This window comes from Brevibacterium samyangense (genome assembly GCF_039529845.1).
GTDB classification, from domain to species: Bacteria; Actinomycetota; Actinomycetes; order Actinomycetales; family Brevibacteriaceae; genus Brevibacterium; species Brevibacterium samyangense.
The window spans coordinates 113356-132713 of sequence record NZ_BAAANO010000020.1; the positions used below are offsets into that span (position 1 = coordinate 113356).

At 68.3% G+C, this 19358-nt stretch carries 11 protein-coding genes; 7 read left to right on the plus strand and 4 right to left on the minus strand.

Features of this window, described 5'->3' with window-relative positions:
* The first annotated feature begins 1 nt into the window (after position 1).
* The 5 genes from ABD172_RS11195 (at position 2) to ABD172_RS11215 (ending at position 13141) form a co-directional block, all read left to right on the plus strand.
* Positions 2 to 2002 carry an ABC transporter permease gene (locus ABD172_RS11195; protein ID WP_344309661.1) on the plus strand — a complete coding sequence of 667 codons (2001 nt, stop codon included), beginning with the start codon at positions 2 to 4 and terminating at the stop codon, positions 2000 to 2002.
* Between the two features lie 190 nt (positions 2003 to 2192).
* Complete coding sequence (locus ABD172_RS11200; protein ID WP_344309664.1) at positions 2193 to 3599, plus strand: ABC transporter ATP-binding protein; 1407 nt, start codon at positions 2193 to 2195, stop codon at positions 3597 to 3599.
* A 531-nt stretch (positions 3600 to 4130) separates the two neighbouring features.
* Positions 4131 to 5336 (plus strand): GNAT family N-acetyltransferase, encoded by a 1206-nt coding sequence (locus tag ABD172_RS11205; RefSeq protein ID WP_344309666.1) that lies wholly within the window; start codon positions 4131 to 4133, stop codon positions 5334 to 5336.
* 384 nt (positions 5337 to 5720) lie between these two features.
* Entirely contained in the window at positions 5721 to 9203 is a 3483-nt protein-coding gene (rpoB, locus tag ABD172_RS11210) for a DNA-directed RNA polymerase subunit beta (protein ID WP_344309668.1), read from the plus strand.
* A 65-nt stretch (positions 9204 to 9268) separates the two neighbouring features.
* A complete protein-coding gene (locus ABD172_RS11215) occupies positions 9269 to 13141 on the plus strand; it encodes a DNA-directed RNA polymerase subunit beta' (protein ID WP_344309670.1) in 3873 nt (1290 codons plus the stop codon).
* A gap of 506 nt (positions 13142 to 13647) precedes the next feature.
* Here ABD172_RS11215 and ABD172_RS11220 read toward each other — a convergent pair.
* From ABD172_RS11220 to ABD172_RS11235, 4 genes are all read right to left on the minus strand, one after another.
* A complete protein-coding gene (locus ABD172_RS11220) occupies positions 13648 to 14700 on the minus strand; it encodes an NAD(P)-dependent alcohol dehydrogenase (RefSeq protein WP_344309672.1) in 1053 nt (350 codons plus the stop codon).
* A gap of 292 nt (positions 14701 to 14992) precedes the next feature.
* Complete coding sequence (locus ABD172_RS11225) at positions 14993 to 16018, minus strand: ATP-dependent 6-phosphofructokinase (RefSeq protein WP_344309873.1); 1026 nt, start codon at positions 16016 to 16018, stop codon at positions 14993 to 14995.
* Positions 16019 to 16161: 143 nt separating this feature from the next.
* On the minus strand, positions 16162 to 16932 hold the full coding sequence (locus ABD172_RS11230; protein ID WP_344309674.1) for a DUF1707 SHOCT-like domain-containing protein: 771 nt from the start codon (positions 16930 to 16932) through the stop codon (positions 16162 to 16164).
* On the minus strand, positions 16929 to 17756 hold the full coding sequence (locus ABD172_RS11235; RefSeq protein ID WP_344309676.1) for a DUF1707 SHOCT-like domain-containing protein: 828 nt from the start codon (positions 17754 to 17756) through the stop codon (positions 16929 to 16931). The genes ABD172_RS11230 and ABD172_RS11235 overlap by 4 nt, the downstream gene beginning before the upstream one ends.
* A 256-nt stretch (positions 17757 to 18012) precedes the next feature.
* On the opposite strand from ABD172_RS11235, the gene ABD172_RS11240 reads away from it, so the two are divergent.
* A complete protein-coding gene (locus ABD172_RS11240) occupies positions 18013 to 18543 on the plus strand; it encodes a hypothetical protein (protein ID WP_344309678.1) in 531 nt (176 codons plus the stop codon).
* Between the two features lie 139 nt (positions 18544 to 18682).
* The gene (locus ABD172_RS11245; RefSeq protein ID WP_344309681.1) at positions 18683 to 19156 is read left to right on the plus strand and encodes a hypothetical protein; all 474 of its coding nucleotides are present in this window, start codon (positions 18683 to 18685) and stop codon (positions 19154 to 19156) included.
* The last annotated feature ends 202 nt before the right edge of the window (positions 19157 to 19358 follow it).

The window sequence follows — 19358 nt, forward strand, 5'->3', positions numbered from 1 at the left end:
CTTGAGCCGCACCTCCTCGCTCCCTCCCACCCGCGGCAGCACCGCGCCCGTCGCCGCACCCGAGGCGTCCCGACCCGCCGCGCGTCCCGCCACCGGGGCATCACGCGCCTGGGCTCCCGCACGGGTCCGGGACCCGCGTCTGCGCATCCGCGTCCCGTGGCTGCGCGCGCTCACCTGGATCGGGGCGCTCGTCCTCATCGCACTGCCGTTGCTCACGGTGCTGAGCACCGGGCTGAGCACGGCCGGCCTGGCCGCGTTGCGCGACCCGGCCGTGCCGGAAGCGGCCGTGAACTCGGTCGTGGTGGCGGGCGCCTCGGCGGTGGTGGCGACGTTCGTCGCCCTCGTGCTCGCGGTCGTCCTCGACCGCATCCGGGTCCCTGGAGGGGCGGCGCTGCGGTGGGTGCTGCTTCTGCCGTTCCTCGTGCCGCCGTTCATCGGCGCAATGTCGTGGATCGCGCTGTTCACACCGAACGGGATGGTGAACTCGGCGGTCCGGGCGGTGTTCCCGGATGCGCCGGTACTCGACGTGTACGGGCCGGTGGGGGTGGTCCTCCTCATGGCGGTGCACACGTACCCGACCGCGTACCTGCTCATCGGGGCGGCGCTCGCGCGGATCCCGCGCAGTCTCGAGGAGGCGGCGCGCGTGGGCGGCTCGGGGCCCGTGGGGACGTTCTTCCACGTCACGCTGCCTCTCCTGCGCCCGGCGCTCGTCGCCGCGCTCGTCCTCGGGTTCGCCTCGAACCTCTCGGACTTCGGTATCCCGGCACTGCTCGGGCTGCCCGAGGGATACACGACGCTCACGACGCTCGTGTACCGCTTCCTCGCCTCGGCGACGGTGGTGAATCCGCTGCCGGCCGCCTCGGCGATCGGCGTCGCCCTCCTCACGCTCGCGGCCCTCGCAGTGTGGGTGCAGGCGCGGACCGCAGGAGCCGCCGAGGCGTCCGCCGGCAGTGCTGTGGCCTCCGGTGGGCAGTCGGTCGGTGCACCGTCGGCGGGTGCGCGCGTCGCCGGTGTGGGGGCCGCGGGTACGCGCGTCGCCGGAGTGCGGGCCGCGGGTACGCGGGGAGCCGGTGTGGGGGTCGACGGTCTGCGCCTCGGGCTCGCGGTGGCGCTGTGGGTGTTCGCACTCGCGGCGACCGTGCTGCCGCTTGTCGCGCTCACCGTGCAGTCGGTGTTGCCCGCGCCCGGTGTGCCGCTCACGGCGGAGACCGTCACGCTCGAGAACTACTCCCGGGCGCTCGCGAATCCCGCGACGATCGACGGGGCGTGGAACTCGCTCGTGCTCGCGGTCGGGGCGGGGATCGGGTGCACGGTCCTCGGGCTGCTCGTGGCGGTGCTCGTGACGCGCACGCGGTCCTGGGACAACGGGCCGCTCGATCTGCTCGGCCTGTTGCCGCAGGCGCTGCCGGGCCTCGTCGTCGCGGTCGCGTGGTTGCTCGTGTCGCCGTTCCTCGGGATCTTCGACACCCTGTGGTCGATCCTCGCCGCCTACGTCATGGCGTTCACGGCACTCGTCGTGCAGATGGTGCGGGCGCCGCTCGCCTCGGCCTCCGCGTCGCTCGAGGAAGCCGCGCGGATGGGTGGCGCGGGACCGGCACGCGCGCTGCTCGGGACCACGGTGCGGATGGTGCTGCCGACCGCGGTGCTCGCCGGTGTCGTCGTCGCGCTCACCGCGGTCCGCGAACTCACGATCTCGATCCTCCTCGTCGCTCCCGGCACCCGGACCCTCGGTGTCACGATCTTCAACCTCCAGCAGGCCGGCGACTTCAACTCGGCGTCCGCGCTCGCGGTGCTCGTGGCGGTCCTCGGGATCGCGGGGCTTGCGCTGGCTTACGGTGTGCAGTCCGTTGGGGTGAGGCGGTTCGGCGTGCGGCGGTCTGAATCGCGGTCGATACCGGCGTCGTCACCGGCATCGACCCGACTCCCGGACGCTGTGGCGATGTCCGACGATCGCGTGCCCCTGGCGGATTCCCGAGCGGGATCCGCAGACGGCGTGCGATGAGTGCCGTTCGGTTCTGCAGTGCACCGGTAGGGCCGACCCCGACCCGGCCTCCACGTGCCGGTGAGGCAAGAGCGGCACGGGCGCGGTTCGACGAGGCGCGTCGTGTCCGTGATGGGCCCGCGACCTGTCACGGGCTCGCAGCCTTCCCCGCTCATCCGAGTCCGTCCGACCCACGTGAGGAAACCGTTCGATGACCATCCCACAGTCCCCGGCCGCACAGGTCCGTCCTGCGGGCGCGCACACCGGCTCGCCCGCGATCGCTCTCGACGAGGTGACGGTGCGGTACCCCGGTGGGGGCGCCTCGGCGGCTTCGGGTGGCCGACGCGGCGGACGTGGCCCGGAAGCGCGTGGAGCTGGTGGTGGTCCGCGGGGCGGTGGTGCGCGTGGTGGAGGTCGCGGACACACCGGTGCTGCGAGTGGTTCCGGGGCCGGGCTCTTCGCGATCGACCTGCAGGTCGAGGACGGGGAGTTCCTCGCGATCGTCGGCCCGTCGGGATCGGGCAAGACGACGCTCCTGCGCACCGTCGCCGGGTTCATCGTGCCGCAGGAGGGCACGGTCACGATCGGTGGCCGCGCGGTTGCCGGACCGGCGGGGTTCGTGCCGCCGGAGGGTCGCGGTCTCGGGATGGTGTTCCAGGACCATGCGGTGTGGCCGCACATGAGCGTCGGGCGGAACATCGAGCATCCGCTGCGCCTCGCGAAGGTTCCTGCCGCCGAACGCCGTGCGCGGGTCGAGGCTGTCCTCGACACGGTCGGTCTGCCCGGGTTCGCCGGGCGGAGGCCGGCCTCGTTGTCGGGTGGTCAGCGGCAGCGTGTCGCGCTCGCGCGGGCGCTCGTCGCCGGTCCCCGCGCGCTCCTCCTCGACGAGGCGCTGTCCTCGCTCGACGAACCGCTCCGCGCCAGACTCCGCTCCGAACTGCGCGCGCTCACCGTCCGCGACGGGCTCACGGCGCTCCACGTCACCCACGACCGCGCCGAGGCACTCGCGATCGCCGACCGGGTCGCGGTCCTCGACCACGGTCGCATCGCACAGATCGGGACTCCGCGCGAGCTCCTCGACGCTCCGGCGTCCCCGTTCGTCGCGCAGTTCCTCCAGGACGCGCGGGTCTTCGACGCCCGGGTCGACGGGGCCGAGGTGCGGGTTCGGCTGGGTGGCGGTGGCGCCTCGGGAGTCGGTGCCTTCTCGGATGTCGGCGACGCCGCGGGCGGGGACGCCGTTCCCGAGGTCCGCGTGCCGCTCGAGCGGTTCACCCGGCACGCGGGCCGGGCGGATGCCGGCTCCAGCATGCCGACGAGGTCGATCGTCGAGGGTACGACTGCCGGCGACAGTGCACACGACGGGAGCGATTCGGCTCGTCCCGCGGGAGGCGGAACGACGGCGAAGCTGGCACTCGGGCCGGGTGACCTCGAGCTGGTGCCGGCGGGCGCCTCGGCGGCGTTCACCGGAACGGTGGAGGCGGTGTTGTTCGGGAGCGAGGCGTGGACGGTCGAGGTCGAGTGCGGCGGCGAGGTGTTCCACCTCCGGCATCGCGGCGATCGACCGATCGAGGGCGAGACCGTCGGTATCGCCGTGCGCTCCGGCCACCTCTACGGCTGACGTCGAACGGGTCCACCCGAGTGCGCGATTCCGTGCGGTGCGTGCTGGGGCCCGACACGGGAGATTCCCATGGGGACGGTTCGCGCGAGGCGTGCTCATCGAATTCTTCCGTGTTGCGGATGCTCCGGTGGATCCGTGCGAACGCGAAGGTTCGCAGGGTTGCGGCGTGAGTGCTCGATTCCGGGTGCGCGGTGTCGCCGATCGTGCGGTTGTTGGCCTCGAATCCGCACGATTCGCGACAGTGAAGTCGGCACGTGCCGGAGTTTGGTGATGCCGACCGGCACGGGGGAGGATGACCGCATGACGATCAGCGCCGATCTTCTCGCCCTCTCCGAGTCTTTCCCCCGGAATTCCACACCGGACACAGTGTCGACGGCGGCCTCTGCACTTCCGGAACGCGGTGCCCACTCTGAACGCGGTACCCGCCCTGAAAGCGGTGCCCGCCCTGATCCCAGTGCCCACCCAGGCCCGACTACCCTCTCGGAACCCGAGGCCTTCCCCGGACCCGTCAGGGTCCTCCGTGCGAGCGTCGTGAGTAAGGCGACGGCCGGAACACCCGCGATCGACCTCTTCGACGAGTTCCTCGACGTCCTCGCCGCCCTCGAACGCGATGCGATTCTTCGGTCCACGGGGAGCACCGACCTCGCAACGAGCGCCCGCGAACGCCGAGGCGAGTGGACGACCGACACCACGCACACCCGCGAGTACTTCCTGCTCGTCACGGAGACCGGTTCGCCGCTCGGGGCCGCCGCTGTCGGCGCCCCGCTCCTCGAGAACCTCGACGCGATCGACGCCGAAGTGTTCCCGGGTCCCGGCCCGCGCGGGGAACCCGGCCTGCGCGAGAAATCCGGCCCGCGGGCTGAGCCCGTATTCGATCTGCTCTTCTCGCTCGTCGTCGCGTGCATGACGGAGCTCGGGCGCACGAAGGCGTTCATGTTCACCGAACACTTGTGCGTGCCGACGGAGGGGTTCACGGACCCGGCCCGCGGCTCGGTGACGGCCGGCGCCGAGGTGCGTGGCGCCTCGGCGATCTTCGTCCCGGCGGAGGGCCGGCCGGTCGTGGCGCTCGGGCCGGACCGCGGTTCCCTGTTCGCGGACGACCCGGCGCTCGTGCGGATGCAGCGCCACGGATTCCGGCTCACACAGATCGAGAGGTGCTCGGTGCTGCGCCCCGGCGCGGGCCTCCCGGACGCCGAGGTGCCGGCGGGGCTCGTCCCGATCACGTGGGTCGGCGACGCCCCGGCGGAGCACCTGCAGCGGATCGCGGACATCAACACGGTGTTCGAACGGGACGTACCGAAGGGCGATGCGAGTTTCGAGCCCGCCGTCTTCACGGTCGAACGCGTCCTCGAGCACCAGGAGGTGCGCAGGGCGAAGGGCGTGACCGCCTACGGCACCGCGCTCCTCGACCCGGCGGCCGGCGAGCCCGGTAGCGGAGGGATCCTCGTGGGGCTCACCGCCTTCGGGGTGAGCGAGGGGGACGAGCACGGGTTCCAGGGCGCGACGGTCACGCGTCCGGAGTACCGCGGGAGGGGACTGGCGAAGGCGCTCAAGCTCCTCAACGCGCGAAACCTCGCCGCGCACGCGCCGCACGTCACCCGGGTCTACACGTGGAACGCTGCGGAGAACTCGCCGATGCTCGCGATCAACAACGCGGTCGGGTTCGTCCCGGTGCTCGTCGAGGGGCAGTGGGAGAAGAACACGGGGGAGCGGAACAACGGAACGCACCCCTCTTGACAAGGGGTTTCGTGCCTCGCGGAGAGGAAAGACGAGAGCCTACCACACGCGGCTTGCGGACCGGAGAACGAAGGACTACTCTGGATATTTGCGTTGCTTTGCCTTCGTGGTGCCTTCATATAGCGGTGGGCCCACCGGAGCTCCTGTGCAGTCGGGGCGAGTGGACCGCACGGAACGGGCCTGAGTGGAACATCGGATGATCACGTCGTGGATCACCTCGAACGGGACACTCCGGACCGCATTTCGTGCCTACACGGTACCGGACCGGGAACGGGGCTGTCGGGTGGACGGAAGTCCTCCGGCGTGTCGTTCCGGGTGCGTCTCGTTCCGGACGGTGGGAGCAGGTGAAGCCGGATGACAGGTGAACCCTTCGGAAGGATTCCATTGGCCGCCGCCAACGAACACACCAGGACCGCTAACCCGCCCAAGCGTATTTCTTTCGCGAAGATCCACGAACCGCTCGAGGTGCCGAACCTGCTCGGTCTGCAGACCGACAGCTTCGACTGGCTCATCGGCAACGAGAAGTGGCAGGACCGCGTCATCGATGCCACGGAGCGTGGCGACGACTCGGTCGCGACCACCTCGGGTCTCGAGGACATCTTCGAGGAGATCTCCCCGATCGAGGACTTCTCCGGCGCGATGTCGCTGTCCTTCCGTGAGCACCGTTTCGAGCCCCCGAAGTACTCGATCGACGAGTGCAAGGAACGGGACATCACGTACTCGGCTCCGCTGTTCGTCACCGCGGAGTTCATGAACAACAACACCGGTGAGATCAAGTCCCAGACGGTCTTCATGGGCGACTTCCCGCTCATGACCGAGAAGGGCACCTTCGTCATCAACGGCACCGAGCGTGTCGTCGTCTCGCAGCTCGTCCGTTCGCCCGGTGTGTACTTCGAGTCCGCCGCGGACAAGACCACCGACCGCGACATCTACACCGCGAAGATCATCCCCTCGCGCGGTGCATGGCTCGAGTTCGAGATCGACAAGCGCGACCAGGTCGGCGTCCGTCTCGACCGCAAGCGCAAGCAGTCGGTCACGGTGCTCCTCAAGGCCCTCGGCTGGACCGAGTCCCAGATCCTCTCCGAGTTCGGTGACTTCGAGTCCATCCGCGAGACCCTCGCGAAGGACACCGTCGACACCCGCGAGGACGCGCTCCTCGACATCTACAAGAAGCTCCGTCCGGCCGAGCCCGCGACGGTGGAGGCGGCAGAGAACCTGCTGAAGAACCTCTACTTCAATCCCAAGCGTTACGACCTCGCGAAGGTCGGCCGTTACAAGGTCAACCGCAAGCTCGGACTCGAGGCACCGCTCTCCGACTCCGTGCTCTCGGTCGACGACATCGTCGCCACCATCCGCTTCATCGTCTCGCTGCACGCCGGCAAGGACACGATGAAGGGCCTCGTGAACGGTGAGGAGGGCGAGATCCGCGTCGCCCTCGACGACATCGACCACTTCGGCAACCGTCGTATCCGCGCCGTCGGCGAGCTCATCGAGAACCAGGTCCGCACGGGCCTGTCCCGCATGGAGCGCGTCGTCCGTGAGCGGATGACCACGCAGGACGTCGAGGCGATCACGCCGCAGACGCTCATCAACATCCGCCCGGTCGTCGCTGCGATCAAGGAGTTCTTCGGAACCTCCCAGCTCTCGCAGTTCATGGACCAGAACAACCCGCTCGCGGGACTCACGCACAAGCGTCGTCTCTCCGCGCTCGGTCCGGGCGGTCTGTCCCGAGACCGTGCGGGCATGGAAGTCCGTGACGTCCACCCCTCGCACTACGGCCGGATGTGCCCGATCGAGACGCCGGAAGGCCCGAACATCGGCCTCATCGGTTCGCTCGCGTCCTACGCGCGCATCAACCCGTTCGGCTTCATCGAGACCCCGTACCGCAAGGTCGTCGACGGTGTCGTCACTGACGAGACCGAGTACCTCACCGCGGACGACGAGCTCGCGTACAACATCGCGCAGGCGAACGCACCGCTCACCGAGGACAACCGGTTCGAGGAGGACCACGTCCTCGCACGTCCCGCCGGCGGTGGTGGCGAGGCCGAGCTCATCCCGGTCTCCGAGATCCAGTTCATGGACGTCTCCGCTCGCCAGATGGTGTCGGTCGCGACCGCGCTCATCCCGTTCCTCGAGCACGACGACGCGAACCGCGCCCTCATGGGTGCGAACATGCAGCGTCAGGCCGTGCCGCTCGTCATGAGCGAGGCACCGTTCGTCGGTACCGGCATGGAGTTCCGTGCCGCCGTCGACGCCGGTGACGTCGTCGTGGCGGAACGCGCCGGTGTCGTCACCGACGTGTCCGCCGATCACGTCACGACGCAGAACGACGACGGCACCATGAGCACCTACCGTGCCCAGAAGTTCGTCCGTTCGAACCACGGCACCTCGTACAACCAGCGCGTCATCGTGAACGAGGGCGACCGTGTCGAGGTGGGCGCCGTGCTCGCCGACGGCCCGGCCACCGAGGGCGGCGAGATGGCGCTCGGCAAGAACCTCCTCGTCGCGATCATGTCGTGGGAGGGCTACAACTACGAGGACGCGATCATCCTCTCGCAGCGCATGGTGCAGGACGACGTCCTCTCCTCGATCCACATCGAGGAGCACGAGGTCGACGCCCGCGACACCAAGCTCGGTGCCGAGGAGATCACCCGGGACATCCCGAACATCTCCCCGGACGCCCTCGCCGATCTCGACGACCGCGGCATCATCCGCATCGGCGCCGAGGTCTCCGACGGCGACATCCTCGTCGGCAAGGTCACCCCGAAGGGCGAGACCGAGCTGACCCCGGAGGAGCGCCTCCTCCGCGCGATCTTCGGTGAGAAGTCCCGAGAGGTCCGCGACACCTCGCTCAAGGTGCCGCACGGCGAGGAGGGCACCGTCATCGGCGTCAAGGTCTTCGACCGCGACAACGACGACGAGCTCGCTCCCGGTGTCAACCAGATGGTCCGCGTCTACGTCGCCCAGCGACGCAAGATCAAGATCGGTGACAAGATGGCCGGCCGCCACGGCAACAAGGGCGTCATCTCCCGAATCCTGCCGCTCGAGGACATGCCGTTCATGGAGGACGGCACCCCGATCGACGTCATCCTCAACCCGCACGGCATCCCGCGTCGTATGAACATCGGTCAGGTGTTCGAGGTCCACCTCGGGTGGATCGCGAAGCAGGGCTGGAAGATCGAGGGCAACCCCGAGTGGGCGAAGGACCTCCGTGCTCACTTCGAGCGCGAGGTGCCCCCCAACTCCCGCGTCGCCACGCCGGTGTTCGACGGTGCGCACGAGGAGGAGCTCCGCGGCCTCCTCGACTCCACCATCCCGAACCGCGACGGAGTCCGCCTCATCGACTCCTCCGGTAAGGCACGGCTGTTCGACGGCCGTTCCGGTGAGCCGTTCCCGTACCCCATCTCGGTGGGCTACATGTACATGCTCAAGCTCCACCACCTGGTGGACGACAAGATCCACGCACGTTCGACCGGTCCGTACTCGATGATCACCCAGCAGCCGCTCGGTGGTAAGGCGCAGTTCGGTGGCCAGCGGTTCGGCGAGATGGAGGTCTGGGCTCTCGAGGCGTACGGCGCTGCCTACACGCTCCAGGAGATCCTCACCATCAAGTCGGACGACGTCGCCGGCCGTGTCAAGGTCTACGAGGCCATCGTCAAGGGCGAGAACCTTCCGGATCCCGGTATCCCGGAGTCCTTCAAGGTCCTCATCAAGGAAATGCAGTCGCTCTGCCTGGACATCGAAGTGCTCTCTTCGGACGGGATGGAGGTTGAGATGCGCGACTCGGACGACGAGGTGTTCCGCGCGGCCGAGGAACTCGGTATCAACCTGTCCCGCCACGAGGCGAACACCGTCGAAGAAGTCTGAAGACATCCAGCCAACGAACGTGTATTCGACGGTCCTGACCGACCGTCTTGAGAAAGAGGATTTACGTGCCTGACGTCAATTTCTTCGACGAACTGCGCATCGGCCTGGCCACTGCTGAGGACATCCGACGCTGGTCCCACGGTGAGGTCAAGAAGCCCGAGACCATCAACTACCGCACCCTGAAGCCCGAGAAGGACGGCCTGTTCTGCGAGCGGATCTTCGGACCCACCCGTGACTGGGAGTGCGCGTGCGGCAAGTACAAGCGCGTCCGCTTCAAGGGCATCATCTGCGAACGCTGTGGTGTCGAGGTCACGCGTGCCAAGGTGCGCCGTGAACGCATGGGCCACATCGAGCTCGCCGCTCCGGTCACCCACATCTGGTACTTCAAGGGTGTGCCGTCGCGCCTCGGTTACCTACTCGACCTCGCCCCGAAGGACCTCGAGAAGGTCATCTACTTCGCGGCGTACATGATCACCGACGTGGACGAGGAGTCCCGTCACCGTGACATGCCGTCGCTGCAGGCCCAGGTCGACATCGAGCTCAAGCAGATCGAGGACCGCACCCTCGCAGACATCAACCGTCGCCAGGTGAAGCTCGAGGAGGACCTCGCGGCTCTCGAGGCCGACGGTGGTACCCAGGCCGCGCTGGACAAGCTCAAGACCCAGGCGGAGAAGGAGATCAAGGCTCTCCGTCGCCGCATGGATCGTGACCAGGAGCGCCTCCGTCAGGTGTGGGACCGCTTCAAGTCGCTCAAGGTCTCCGACCTCGAGGGCGACGAGGTCCTGTACCGCGAGATGGTCGCGCGCTTCGGAATGTACTTCCAGGGCGCCATGGGTGCGGAGGCTCTCCAGAAGCGCCTCCAGGACTTCGATCTCCAGACCGAGTCCGACAACCTGCGCGAACTCATCAAGACCGGTAAGGGACAGCGGAAGACCCGTGCGCTCAAGCGCCTCAAGGTCGTCAACGCCTTCCTCACCACCGACAACAAGCCCGAGGGCATGGTCCTCGACGCGATCCCGGTGATCCCGCCGGAGCTCCGCCCGATGGTGCAGCTCGACGGTGGCCGCTTCGCGACCTCGGACCTCAACGACCTCTACCGTCGTGTGATCAACCGTAACAACCGACTCAAGCGTCTGCTCGACCTCGGTGCCCCGGAGATCATCGTCAACAACGAGAAGCGGATGCTCCAGGAGGCCGTGGACTCGCTGTTCGACAACGGCCGCCGTGGTCGCCCCGTGACCGGTCCGGGCAACCGCCCGCTCAAGTCGCTCTCCGACATGCTCAAGGGCAAGCAGGGACGCTTCCGTCAGAACCTCCTCGGTAAGCGCGTCGACTACTCGGGCCGTTCGGTCATCGTCGTCGGCCCGACCCTCCAGCTGCACCAGTGCGGTCTGCCGAAGACGATGGCTCTCGAGCTCTTCAAGCCCTTCGTCATGAAGCGCCTCGTGGACCTTAACCACGCGCAGAACATCAAGTCCGCCAAGCGCATGGTCGAGCGTCAGCACGGCCAGGTGTGGGACGTTCTCGAAGAGGTCATCACCGAGCACCCGGTGCTGCTCAACCGTGCACCCACCCTGCACCGTCTGGGCATCCAGGCGTTCGAGCCGCAGCTCATCGAGGGCAAGGCCATCCAGATCCACCCGCTCGTCTGCTCCGCCTTCAACGCGGACTTCGACGGTGACCAGATGGCCGTCCACCTCCCGCTGTCGGTGGAGGCACAGGCCGAGGCCCGTGTCCTCATGCTCTCGGCGAACAACATCCTCAAGCCCTCGGACGGCAAGCCCGTGACCATGCCCTCGCAGGACATGATCATCGGTATCTACCACCTCACCTCTGAGCGCACCGACGTGCCCGGCATCGGCCGTGCCTTCTCCTCGGTCGCCGAGGCGCAGATGGCGTTCGACCGTGGCGAGATCGACCTCGGTGCGAAGGTCACCATCCGGATCGACAACGTCGTTCCCGGTGGGGACATCACCTTCGAGGACGGTTCCACCGAACCGCGCACCGCGATCGTGGAGACCACCCTCGGCCGTGCACTCTTCAACGAGTCGCTGCCGGAGGACTACCCGTTCATCAACCGCACGGTCGACAAGAAGAACCTGTCGAACATCGTGAACCGCCTCGCGGGTCACTTCCCGACGGTCGTCACGGCCGCCACGCTCGACAACTTCAAGTCCATGGGCTTCTACTGGGCGACCCGTTCGGGTCTCTCCGTCGCCATGACCGACGTCGTCTCGCCGGCGGCGAAGGAGGGCCTTCTCGACGAGGCCGAGGCCGCTTCGGCCAAGGTCCAGGAGCAGTTCGACTTCGGTATGCTCACCGACGAGGAGCGCCGCTCTGAGCTCGTGAAGATCTGGTCGGAGACCACCGACAAGGTCGCGACCGCGATGCAGGAGAACTTCCCCGAGGGCAACTCGGTGCTCCGCCTCGTCGAGTCCGGTGCGTCGGGTAACTGGACGCAGGTCCGTCAGCTGGCCGGTATGCGCGGTCTCGTGACGAACCCGAAGGGTGAGATCATCCCGCGTCCGATCAAGTCGAACTACCGCGAGGGCCTCTCCGTCCTCGAGTACTTCATCGCCTCGCACGGTGCGCGTAAGGGTCTTGCCGACACCGCTCTGCGTACCGCGGACTCCGGTTACCTCACCCGTCGTCTCGTCGACGTCTCCCAGGACGTCATCGTGCGGGCGGAGGGAACCGACTCCAAGGCCGGCATCACCCTGCCGGTCGCGCAGGAGAACGCCTCCGGCGAGCTCGTGCCGCACGAGTTCGTGGAGACGAGCGTCTACGGTCGCCTCACGGTGCAGGATGTCCTCGATTCCGAGGGCAACGTCCTCGTCCCGGCGAAGACCGAGGTCGACCGCAACGTCATCGACACTCTCGTCGCGGCCGGTGTCACGACCCTCAAGGTGCACTCGGTGCTCACCGCGGACTCGGACGTCCAGATCTCCGCGGAGCACTACGGCAACTCGATGGCGACCGGCAAGCTCGTCGACATCGGTGAGGCCATCGGTACCGTCGCCGCACAGTCGATCGGTGAGCCCGGTACGCAGCTCACCATGCGTACCTTCCACACCGGTGGTGTGGCGGCCGGCGGTGGTGGCGACATCACCCAGGGTCTGCCCCGTGTCACCGAGCTCTTCGAGGCTCGTACCCCGAAGGGCTTCGGTCCGATCGCCGAGGCCAGCGGCCGCGTGAAGATCGACGACTCGCGCAAGACCAAGTACGTCATCGTCATCCCGGACGACGGCGGCGAAGAGGTCGAGCACGCAGTCAGCTCGCGCGCCAAGCTGCTCGTCGAGGAGGGCCAGTCGGTCAAGGCCGGCGACCGCCTCGTCGAGGGTGCGATCGACCCGAAGCAGGTGCTCCGCATCCGCGGTCGCCGTGAGGCCGAGCGCTTCCTCGTGGACGAGGTCCAGAAGGTGTACCGCTCCCAGGGTGTGGGCATCCACGACAAGCACATCGAGGTCATCGTGCGCCAGATGCTCCGTCGCGTCACCGTGATCGAGCCGGGCGATACGACGCTGCTCCCGGGCGAGCTCGTGGACCGCGGTCGCTACCGTGAGGCCAACCAGGCCGTCGTCGCCGAGGGTGGCCAGCCGGCCTCCGCTCGTGACGAGCTCATGGGTATCACCAAGGCGTCGCTCGCGACCGAGTCCTGGCTCTCGGCGGCCTCCTTCCAGGAGACCACCCGAGTGCTCACCGAAGCGGCGATGGAAGGCAAGTCCGACCCGCTGCTCGGTCTCAAGGAGAACGTCATCCTCGGTAAGCTCATCCCGGCCGGTACCGGAATGCACAAGTTCCGCGACCAGATCGTGGAGCCGACGGAGGAGGCCAAGGCGGAGATGTTCAACAACTCCTACTCGGACTTCAACCTCGCGTTCTCCGGTGAGGGCACGACGATCCCGCTCGAGGACTACGACTTCGGAGCCTTCAGCTGAGGTCGTGACAGCCTTCAGCTGAGGTCGTGACAGCGTTCAGCTGAGGTTGTGACCATCGTCCGGTGGTGACTCCTGAATGAGGTGTGGCCCCCGTTCCACTCGGAACGGGGGCCACACCTTTTTCATGCTGTCGCTTGTCGGCAACGGTGGTTCTGTACCCAGAAGTCCCGGACGTTTTCGGGGTTCAGGGGTGGATCCGTTGAGCCTCCCGGATTCCCATCACCGTCCCGAGTTCCATTCACTGTTACGCGACGGTGCTGGCAACTCGCCATTTCGGCGGGAACTCGCCGCGGCTCCACCCGCACCCGGCTGCGGCCCCATACACACGCCGAGGCGCCACGGAGTTCGCGACTCCGTGGCGCCTCGGCGAGAGAGAGCCCGAGCACTGCCTCCGTGCAAGGCGATCGCCACGTGCGACAGTATGTGACGCAGGCGGGCGGTACTGCAGCACAAAGTGTCGTTGTGGCGAAAACCCTTGCCTCGTGGCGGCGGGCGAAAGCCCCGGCTCAGATCTCCGCGTGGGGGACGATGACGGCGCGGCCGTTGATCTTCCCGGCCTCGAGCTTCTCGTAGGCCTCGAGTGCGTTGTCGAGCGTGTACTTCTCGATCTGCGGCTTGATCTGCCCGGCGCGGTACATCGCGGCGACCTCGTGGAGGTCCTCGATGGTGCCCCAGTAGGTGTTCGTGATGGTCGCCTCGTAGGGGTTGGTGAAGAAGTTCCAGCCCTCGAGCGTGCCACCGGCGATCCCGACGATCGTGATCCGGCCCTGCACGGCGACCGACGCGTGCGCGGTCGAGATGGTGGGGGTCGCGCCGACGAAGTCGAAGACGGCGTCTGCTCCGCGGCCGCCGGCGATCTCGCGGATGCGCTCGACCTGGTCGGCGCCACCGGGAACGGTGACGGCGCCGAGCTCCTCGGCGGCCTTCATCGCATCTTCCTTCATGTCGGTCGCGATGATCGTCGCGCCGGTGAGCGCCTTGAGGATCTGCACGGCGACGAGCCCGAGCCCGCCCAGTCCGATGACGAGCGCGTACTTCCCGCCACCGGCGAGGTTCGGCAGGGACAGCTTGATCGCGTGGTACGGGGTGAGGCCTGCGTCGGAGAGCGGTGCGGCCTCGATCGGGTCGGCGTCACCGAGGGGCACGAGGTTGCGGGCGGGGACGACGACGTACTCGGCCATGCCGCCGTTCTTGCCGATCCCACTGGCCAGGTACGGCATCGAGGCCTGGTTCTCGCAGTAGGTGTCCTGCCCGCGTGAGCACGCCTTGCAGTGGCCACAGCCGATCGGGCCGTACACGAGGTACGCGTCGCCCTTCGTGAAACCGTCGACGCTCGGGCCGACCTCCTCGATCCAACCGGAGATCTCGTGGCCGAGGACGAACGGGGGAGCGGAGGCACCCGGGTCGCCCTCCGCGAATTCCTTGTAGAGAGCGACGTCGGAGTGGCAGGCACCGGAGCCGGCGACCTTGAGCAGGACCTCGCCGGGGCCGGGGGTGGGCTTCTCGATGTCGGTGAGCGAGGGGAACGTCTGGAACTTCTCGAAGACGACGGCCTTCATGTGGATCACTCCTCGTGAGACGCTTCGCATCAGTGAGTGCTGATACGTCTTCACTGTAGTCCGGGGATTTCCCGGCGTTCCAGGCCGAGATCGAGCTGTGATGCGCTGGCCGGCCGGGGGTGATCGCATGTGCCAACGGATTCGCTGAGGCAAACCGAAACGGTTGCCGTTCCGCGGATCGGAAACGGAATCGGTTGCCCTCAGCAGAACCGTGGGAATCGCGACAGCAGCACCGTCTCCAGCACTCGCGCCCGCACCGCCCCGGCACGGCCTCACGGAACCGGCGCCGCCCTCACCCCAGCAGGATCTGGATCTCCTCCCAGCGCTCCTGCGGGACGGTATTGAGGCGGTCGACGGCGTCGGACATCTCGACGTGGGTGATGGAAGTACCGGAGAGCGCGGCCATCCAACCCCACTTCTGCTGCGCGATGATGTCGATCGACGCCATGCCCAGTCGCGTCGCGAGCACGCGGTCGTACGCGGTGGGTTCGCCGCCGCGCTGGAGATGGCCGAGGACGACGCTGCGGGTCTCGATGCCGGTGCGTTCGTCGATGATCGGCGCGAGGTGCTCACCGATCCCGCCGAGGCGCACTCGCCCGTGCTTGTCGAGCCCTTTGTCCGAGACCGCCTCGTCGAGCCCGGCGGGGACGAATCCCTCGGCGACGACGACGATCGGAGCGCGGCCGCGGTCCCACGCGGAGGTCACCCAGGCGGTGATCTGGTCGTAGCTCACGGGGAATTCGGGCAGGAGGACCGCGTGTGCACCGGCGGCCATGCCGGCGTGGAGCGCGATCCACCCGACGTTGCGCCCCATGACCTCGATGACCATGCACCGGTGGTGGGAGTCGGCGGTCGTGCGGATGCGGTCGATGGATTCGGTCGCGATCGCGGCCGCGGTGTCGAATCCGAAGGTGTAGTCGGTGTTGTCGAGGTCGTTGTCGATGGTCTTCGGCACGCCGACGACGGGCATTCCCTCGTCGTTCGCGAGGCGCGCCGCACCGGACAGCGTCCCCTCGCCACCGATCGCGATGATCGCATCGAGTCCGCGTTCGGCCATGACCTTCTTCATCTGCTCGGGCCCGCCGTCGGAGTACGGGTGCGTCCGGGAGGTGCCGAGGATCGTACCGCCACGCCCGGAGAGGCCGCGCACGTCGACCTCGTTGAGCGGGTACATGTCGTCCTCGAGGAGGCCCCGCCAGCCGTCGCGGATGCCGGTGAAGATGAAGCCGTGCTCGCGGATGCCCTTGCGGACGGCGCCGCGGATGACGGCGTTGAGGCCGGGGGCGTCACCGCCGGAGGTGAGGATACCGATGTTCATGCGCTGCTCCTGGAAGCCGGAATCGAGGGGATCGACCACTGACGATCCCACCTTATGCGGTGTGAGCGCACTCACCCAGGTCGAGCAGCCACCGCGTCGTCATCGGCCCGGTCCCGAGGCGCCTCGACCGTCCCGGCACACCCTCACCGGTCGAGGCCGTCGTCGTCCCCGCCCACGAGCGTCACGGTCGTCCCGCCCATGAGGTGGAATCCGTGCAGCACGAGCGTTCCCATCGACCCGTCGCCGCGCACTCCCTCGTCCATGCTCACGCCGCCCATGACGTTGAACGTCCGGTCGACGATCCTCACCCCGCGCGGTACCCGGATCTCGTGCCCGCCCCACATCGCGTAGAGGTCGGCGGTGAACTCGACGCCCGGGCCCATGACGTCGCGCAGGTCCGTCTCCGTTCCGCCCATGAGCGCGATGCTCCGCTCGCCCGGCGTGCCTGCCTCGGGCACGACGTGCTTCCCGGAGAACACGACGAGCGCGAACTCGGGTTCCCCGGTCCCGGGAACCGCGGGCACGGGTGCCGACGGCCTCACGGCCGGGGGAGTGGACCGCCGAGGCGCCACGCCCCTCCCGGCACCACCCCCGCTCCCGGACGCGCCGCTCCCGTCGTCGTACCGCTGTATCCCGCCTCCCGCCTCGCCGAATCCCGCGAGCTCCGCGTAGAGAGCTGCGACGACTTCACGCCCCTCGGGTAGGTCGACGAGGACGGCGGGGAGCTCGTCCAGATAGCGGGCCGCGAGGACGGTGCCCTGCCGTTCGTCGACCTCGTCGGGCGCGAGTCGGCCGTGGGCGTGCGCCTCGGCGAGGACATCGAGGACCTCGTTCCGATCGGCGTCCGAGGCCCGCATCCGCGGGACGAGCGGCCCGGCGCCGTCGGGCCGGTTCCCGCCGCCGTCCCCGGTCACTTCTGCTTGTACTTCTTGTGGAGCTTGACCTCGCTGCCACCGAGGACGTTGAGCCCGGTGAGGACGAGGGTGCCGTTCGATCCGTCCCCGCGTGCGTCCTTCTTCACCCCGTGCCCGCCGAGGATGTTCATCGACTTGTCCACGATGCGAACTCCCGGCGGCACGTAGAGGTTGTCGCCGCCGAGGAGCGTGACGACATTCATCGTCATCTCGACGCCGGGCCCCATGACCTCGGTGAGGTCGACGTTGTCCCCGCCGAGGATCGCGACGGTACTCGCCTGCGAGGTGCCCGGTTCGAGCGCGTAGTCCTTGCCGGAGAGGATCGCCATCGAGGTGTTCCCGTCGCCGGAGAACATGTGCGCGATCTCGTGCCCGGTGCCATGACCACCCGCACCGGAACCACCACCGGGCAGCCGTTCGATCACTCCGCCCGGTCGCGGCGAGCCCCAGCCGTTCCCGGCACCGGGCGCACCGCCGGGACCGGACGCACCGCGGGAGCCGGCGGGCGCCTCGGGGTCGGTGATCGCGCGGATGCGCCGGACGAGGTCCTGCCCCTCGGGGAGGTCGTCGATGACCTCGGGGAGATCCTCGAGGATCTTCGTGCCGAGCGCCTGGGACTGGCGTTCGTCGACCTCCTCGGGATCGAGGCGTCCGTTCGCGTGGGCCTGTGCGATCACCTCGAGGACGGCGTCGCGGTCCGCGTCCGAGGCGCGCAGCCGTCGCCGTGCGGGCGCCGCCTCGTGCGACGCTTCCTCGCGCGCTGCTCCCTCGTGCGGTTCCGGGGACTCCCCCGAAGTTCCGCTGGTACCTGTCGAATCACTCATGTTCCCCACTCTAGGCGGCGCGCTCGCCTCCGTGAATCCCCCGGGCCGCTCCCGTCCGCACCGCCTTCCCCACCCCGACGATTCGGATCCGGCGATCCGTCCACCATGCGACCGGCGGCGACCACACAGGGCGGTACGCGATCACGGTCGGGGATATCGCGGAGGAACTTGAATGCGGCGGTCCGCGCGAGGGCCGTGGGCACGTGCTGTGGCGGAAGCGGCGAGTGCCGAGAGACAGCGCGAAGGAGCGCTCCCCGTGAGCACCGACACCCTTTCGACCATCCGTTCCGGCCGGCAGAACCGACAGGTCGAGACCTACGTCCCCCGCAACCGCACGACGGTCCACGCCGCGCAGCTGCGCACCACCGCCGAGGCGCCCCTCGGCACCGCCGCCGACTCACCGTTCGCCGGCATCCGCGGTCTCATGGCCCTCCTCATCGGGTTCCTGTTCATTGGCATGGCACTCCTCCTGAGCGCCTGCGGTGGACCGCGGGTGCCCTCCGATTTCCCCGAGGAGGTGCCGTTGCAGAGCACCGAGGTCGTGTCCGAGTCCGACCTCGGGGACGGCTGGGCCTTCGAGACGGGGGCGCCCGCTTCCGACCTCGACGCCGCGCTCGCCTCCCTCGAGGAGGCGGGTTTCCAGGTGATCGGACGGACCGGCATCGACGAGGAGACCGGTGAGGCCGAACCCGGTGCCGCCTACTCCCTCGCGAACGCCGAGTACTCGGTGCGCCTCGGCGTCTCCGCCGACGGTGAGCACCTCACGTACGGGGTGGCCCCACGATGACACCCCGTTCGCACGACCTGCCCGCCGACGGGCCCTCGGGCCCCCGGCGGGTGCGCCGCACCTCGCACCACGGCTCACCACGCACATGGCGATCGTCCTCATGGAGAGCATCGTCGGGCCATTCCGCCATCCTCCGCTCATGAGCACAACCGAACTCGCCGCGGTACTCGAGGCGGCGGGAGCGTACAAGGGGAAGAGCACCCTCCGGTCTGCGATCCCGCGCGTGAGAGAACGGGTGGCCTCGCCGCAGGAATCCCACCTCCGGCTGCGGATCGTCGCAAGCGGATTGCCGGAACCACGAGTCGCCGCGCCTGTACACCTTCCCGGCCACCCCGACCCCATCCACCCCGATCTCAGTGACGAGGACGCGATGATCGCGATCGAGTACGACGGCTCGGGACACTGGGACCAGGAGCAGCGTGCCTATGACGCGCGGCGTACGCTGCCCTCAGTGCAGCAGGCTGGCTCGTTCTCACGGTCACGAAAGGAACGCAGATGCCCCGGTGGCTCGACGATCTTGACCGTCACCTCCGAGAACGACGCGGAATGGCATGCAGAGCGATCGAGCGGTGACTCGGAACCGGCGCCGGCACGAGTCGCACCGATCAGCTGAGCGATCTGGCGCGATCAGCGGATCAGCTGTGCGATCTGGCACGAAAGAACGCGGGGATTTCGTGCCAGATCGCACAGTTGATCCACGCCCCGGACGGAGCGGTCGTGACACTGACCCGCGGAACGACCCGAGCGGCTGTAACGCAGGACCGATATGGTCGGGAGTGCACGCCTCGAGACATCCACGACCCGCAGGAGGACCT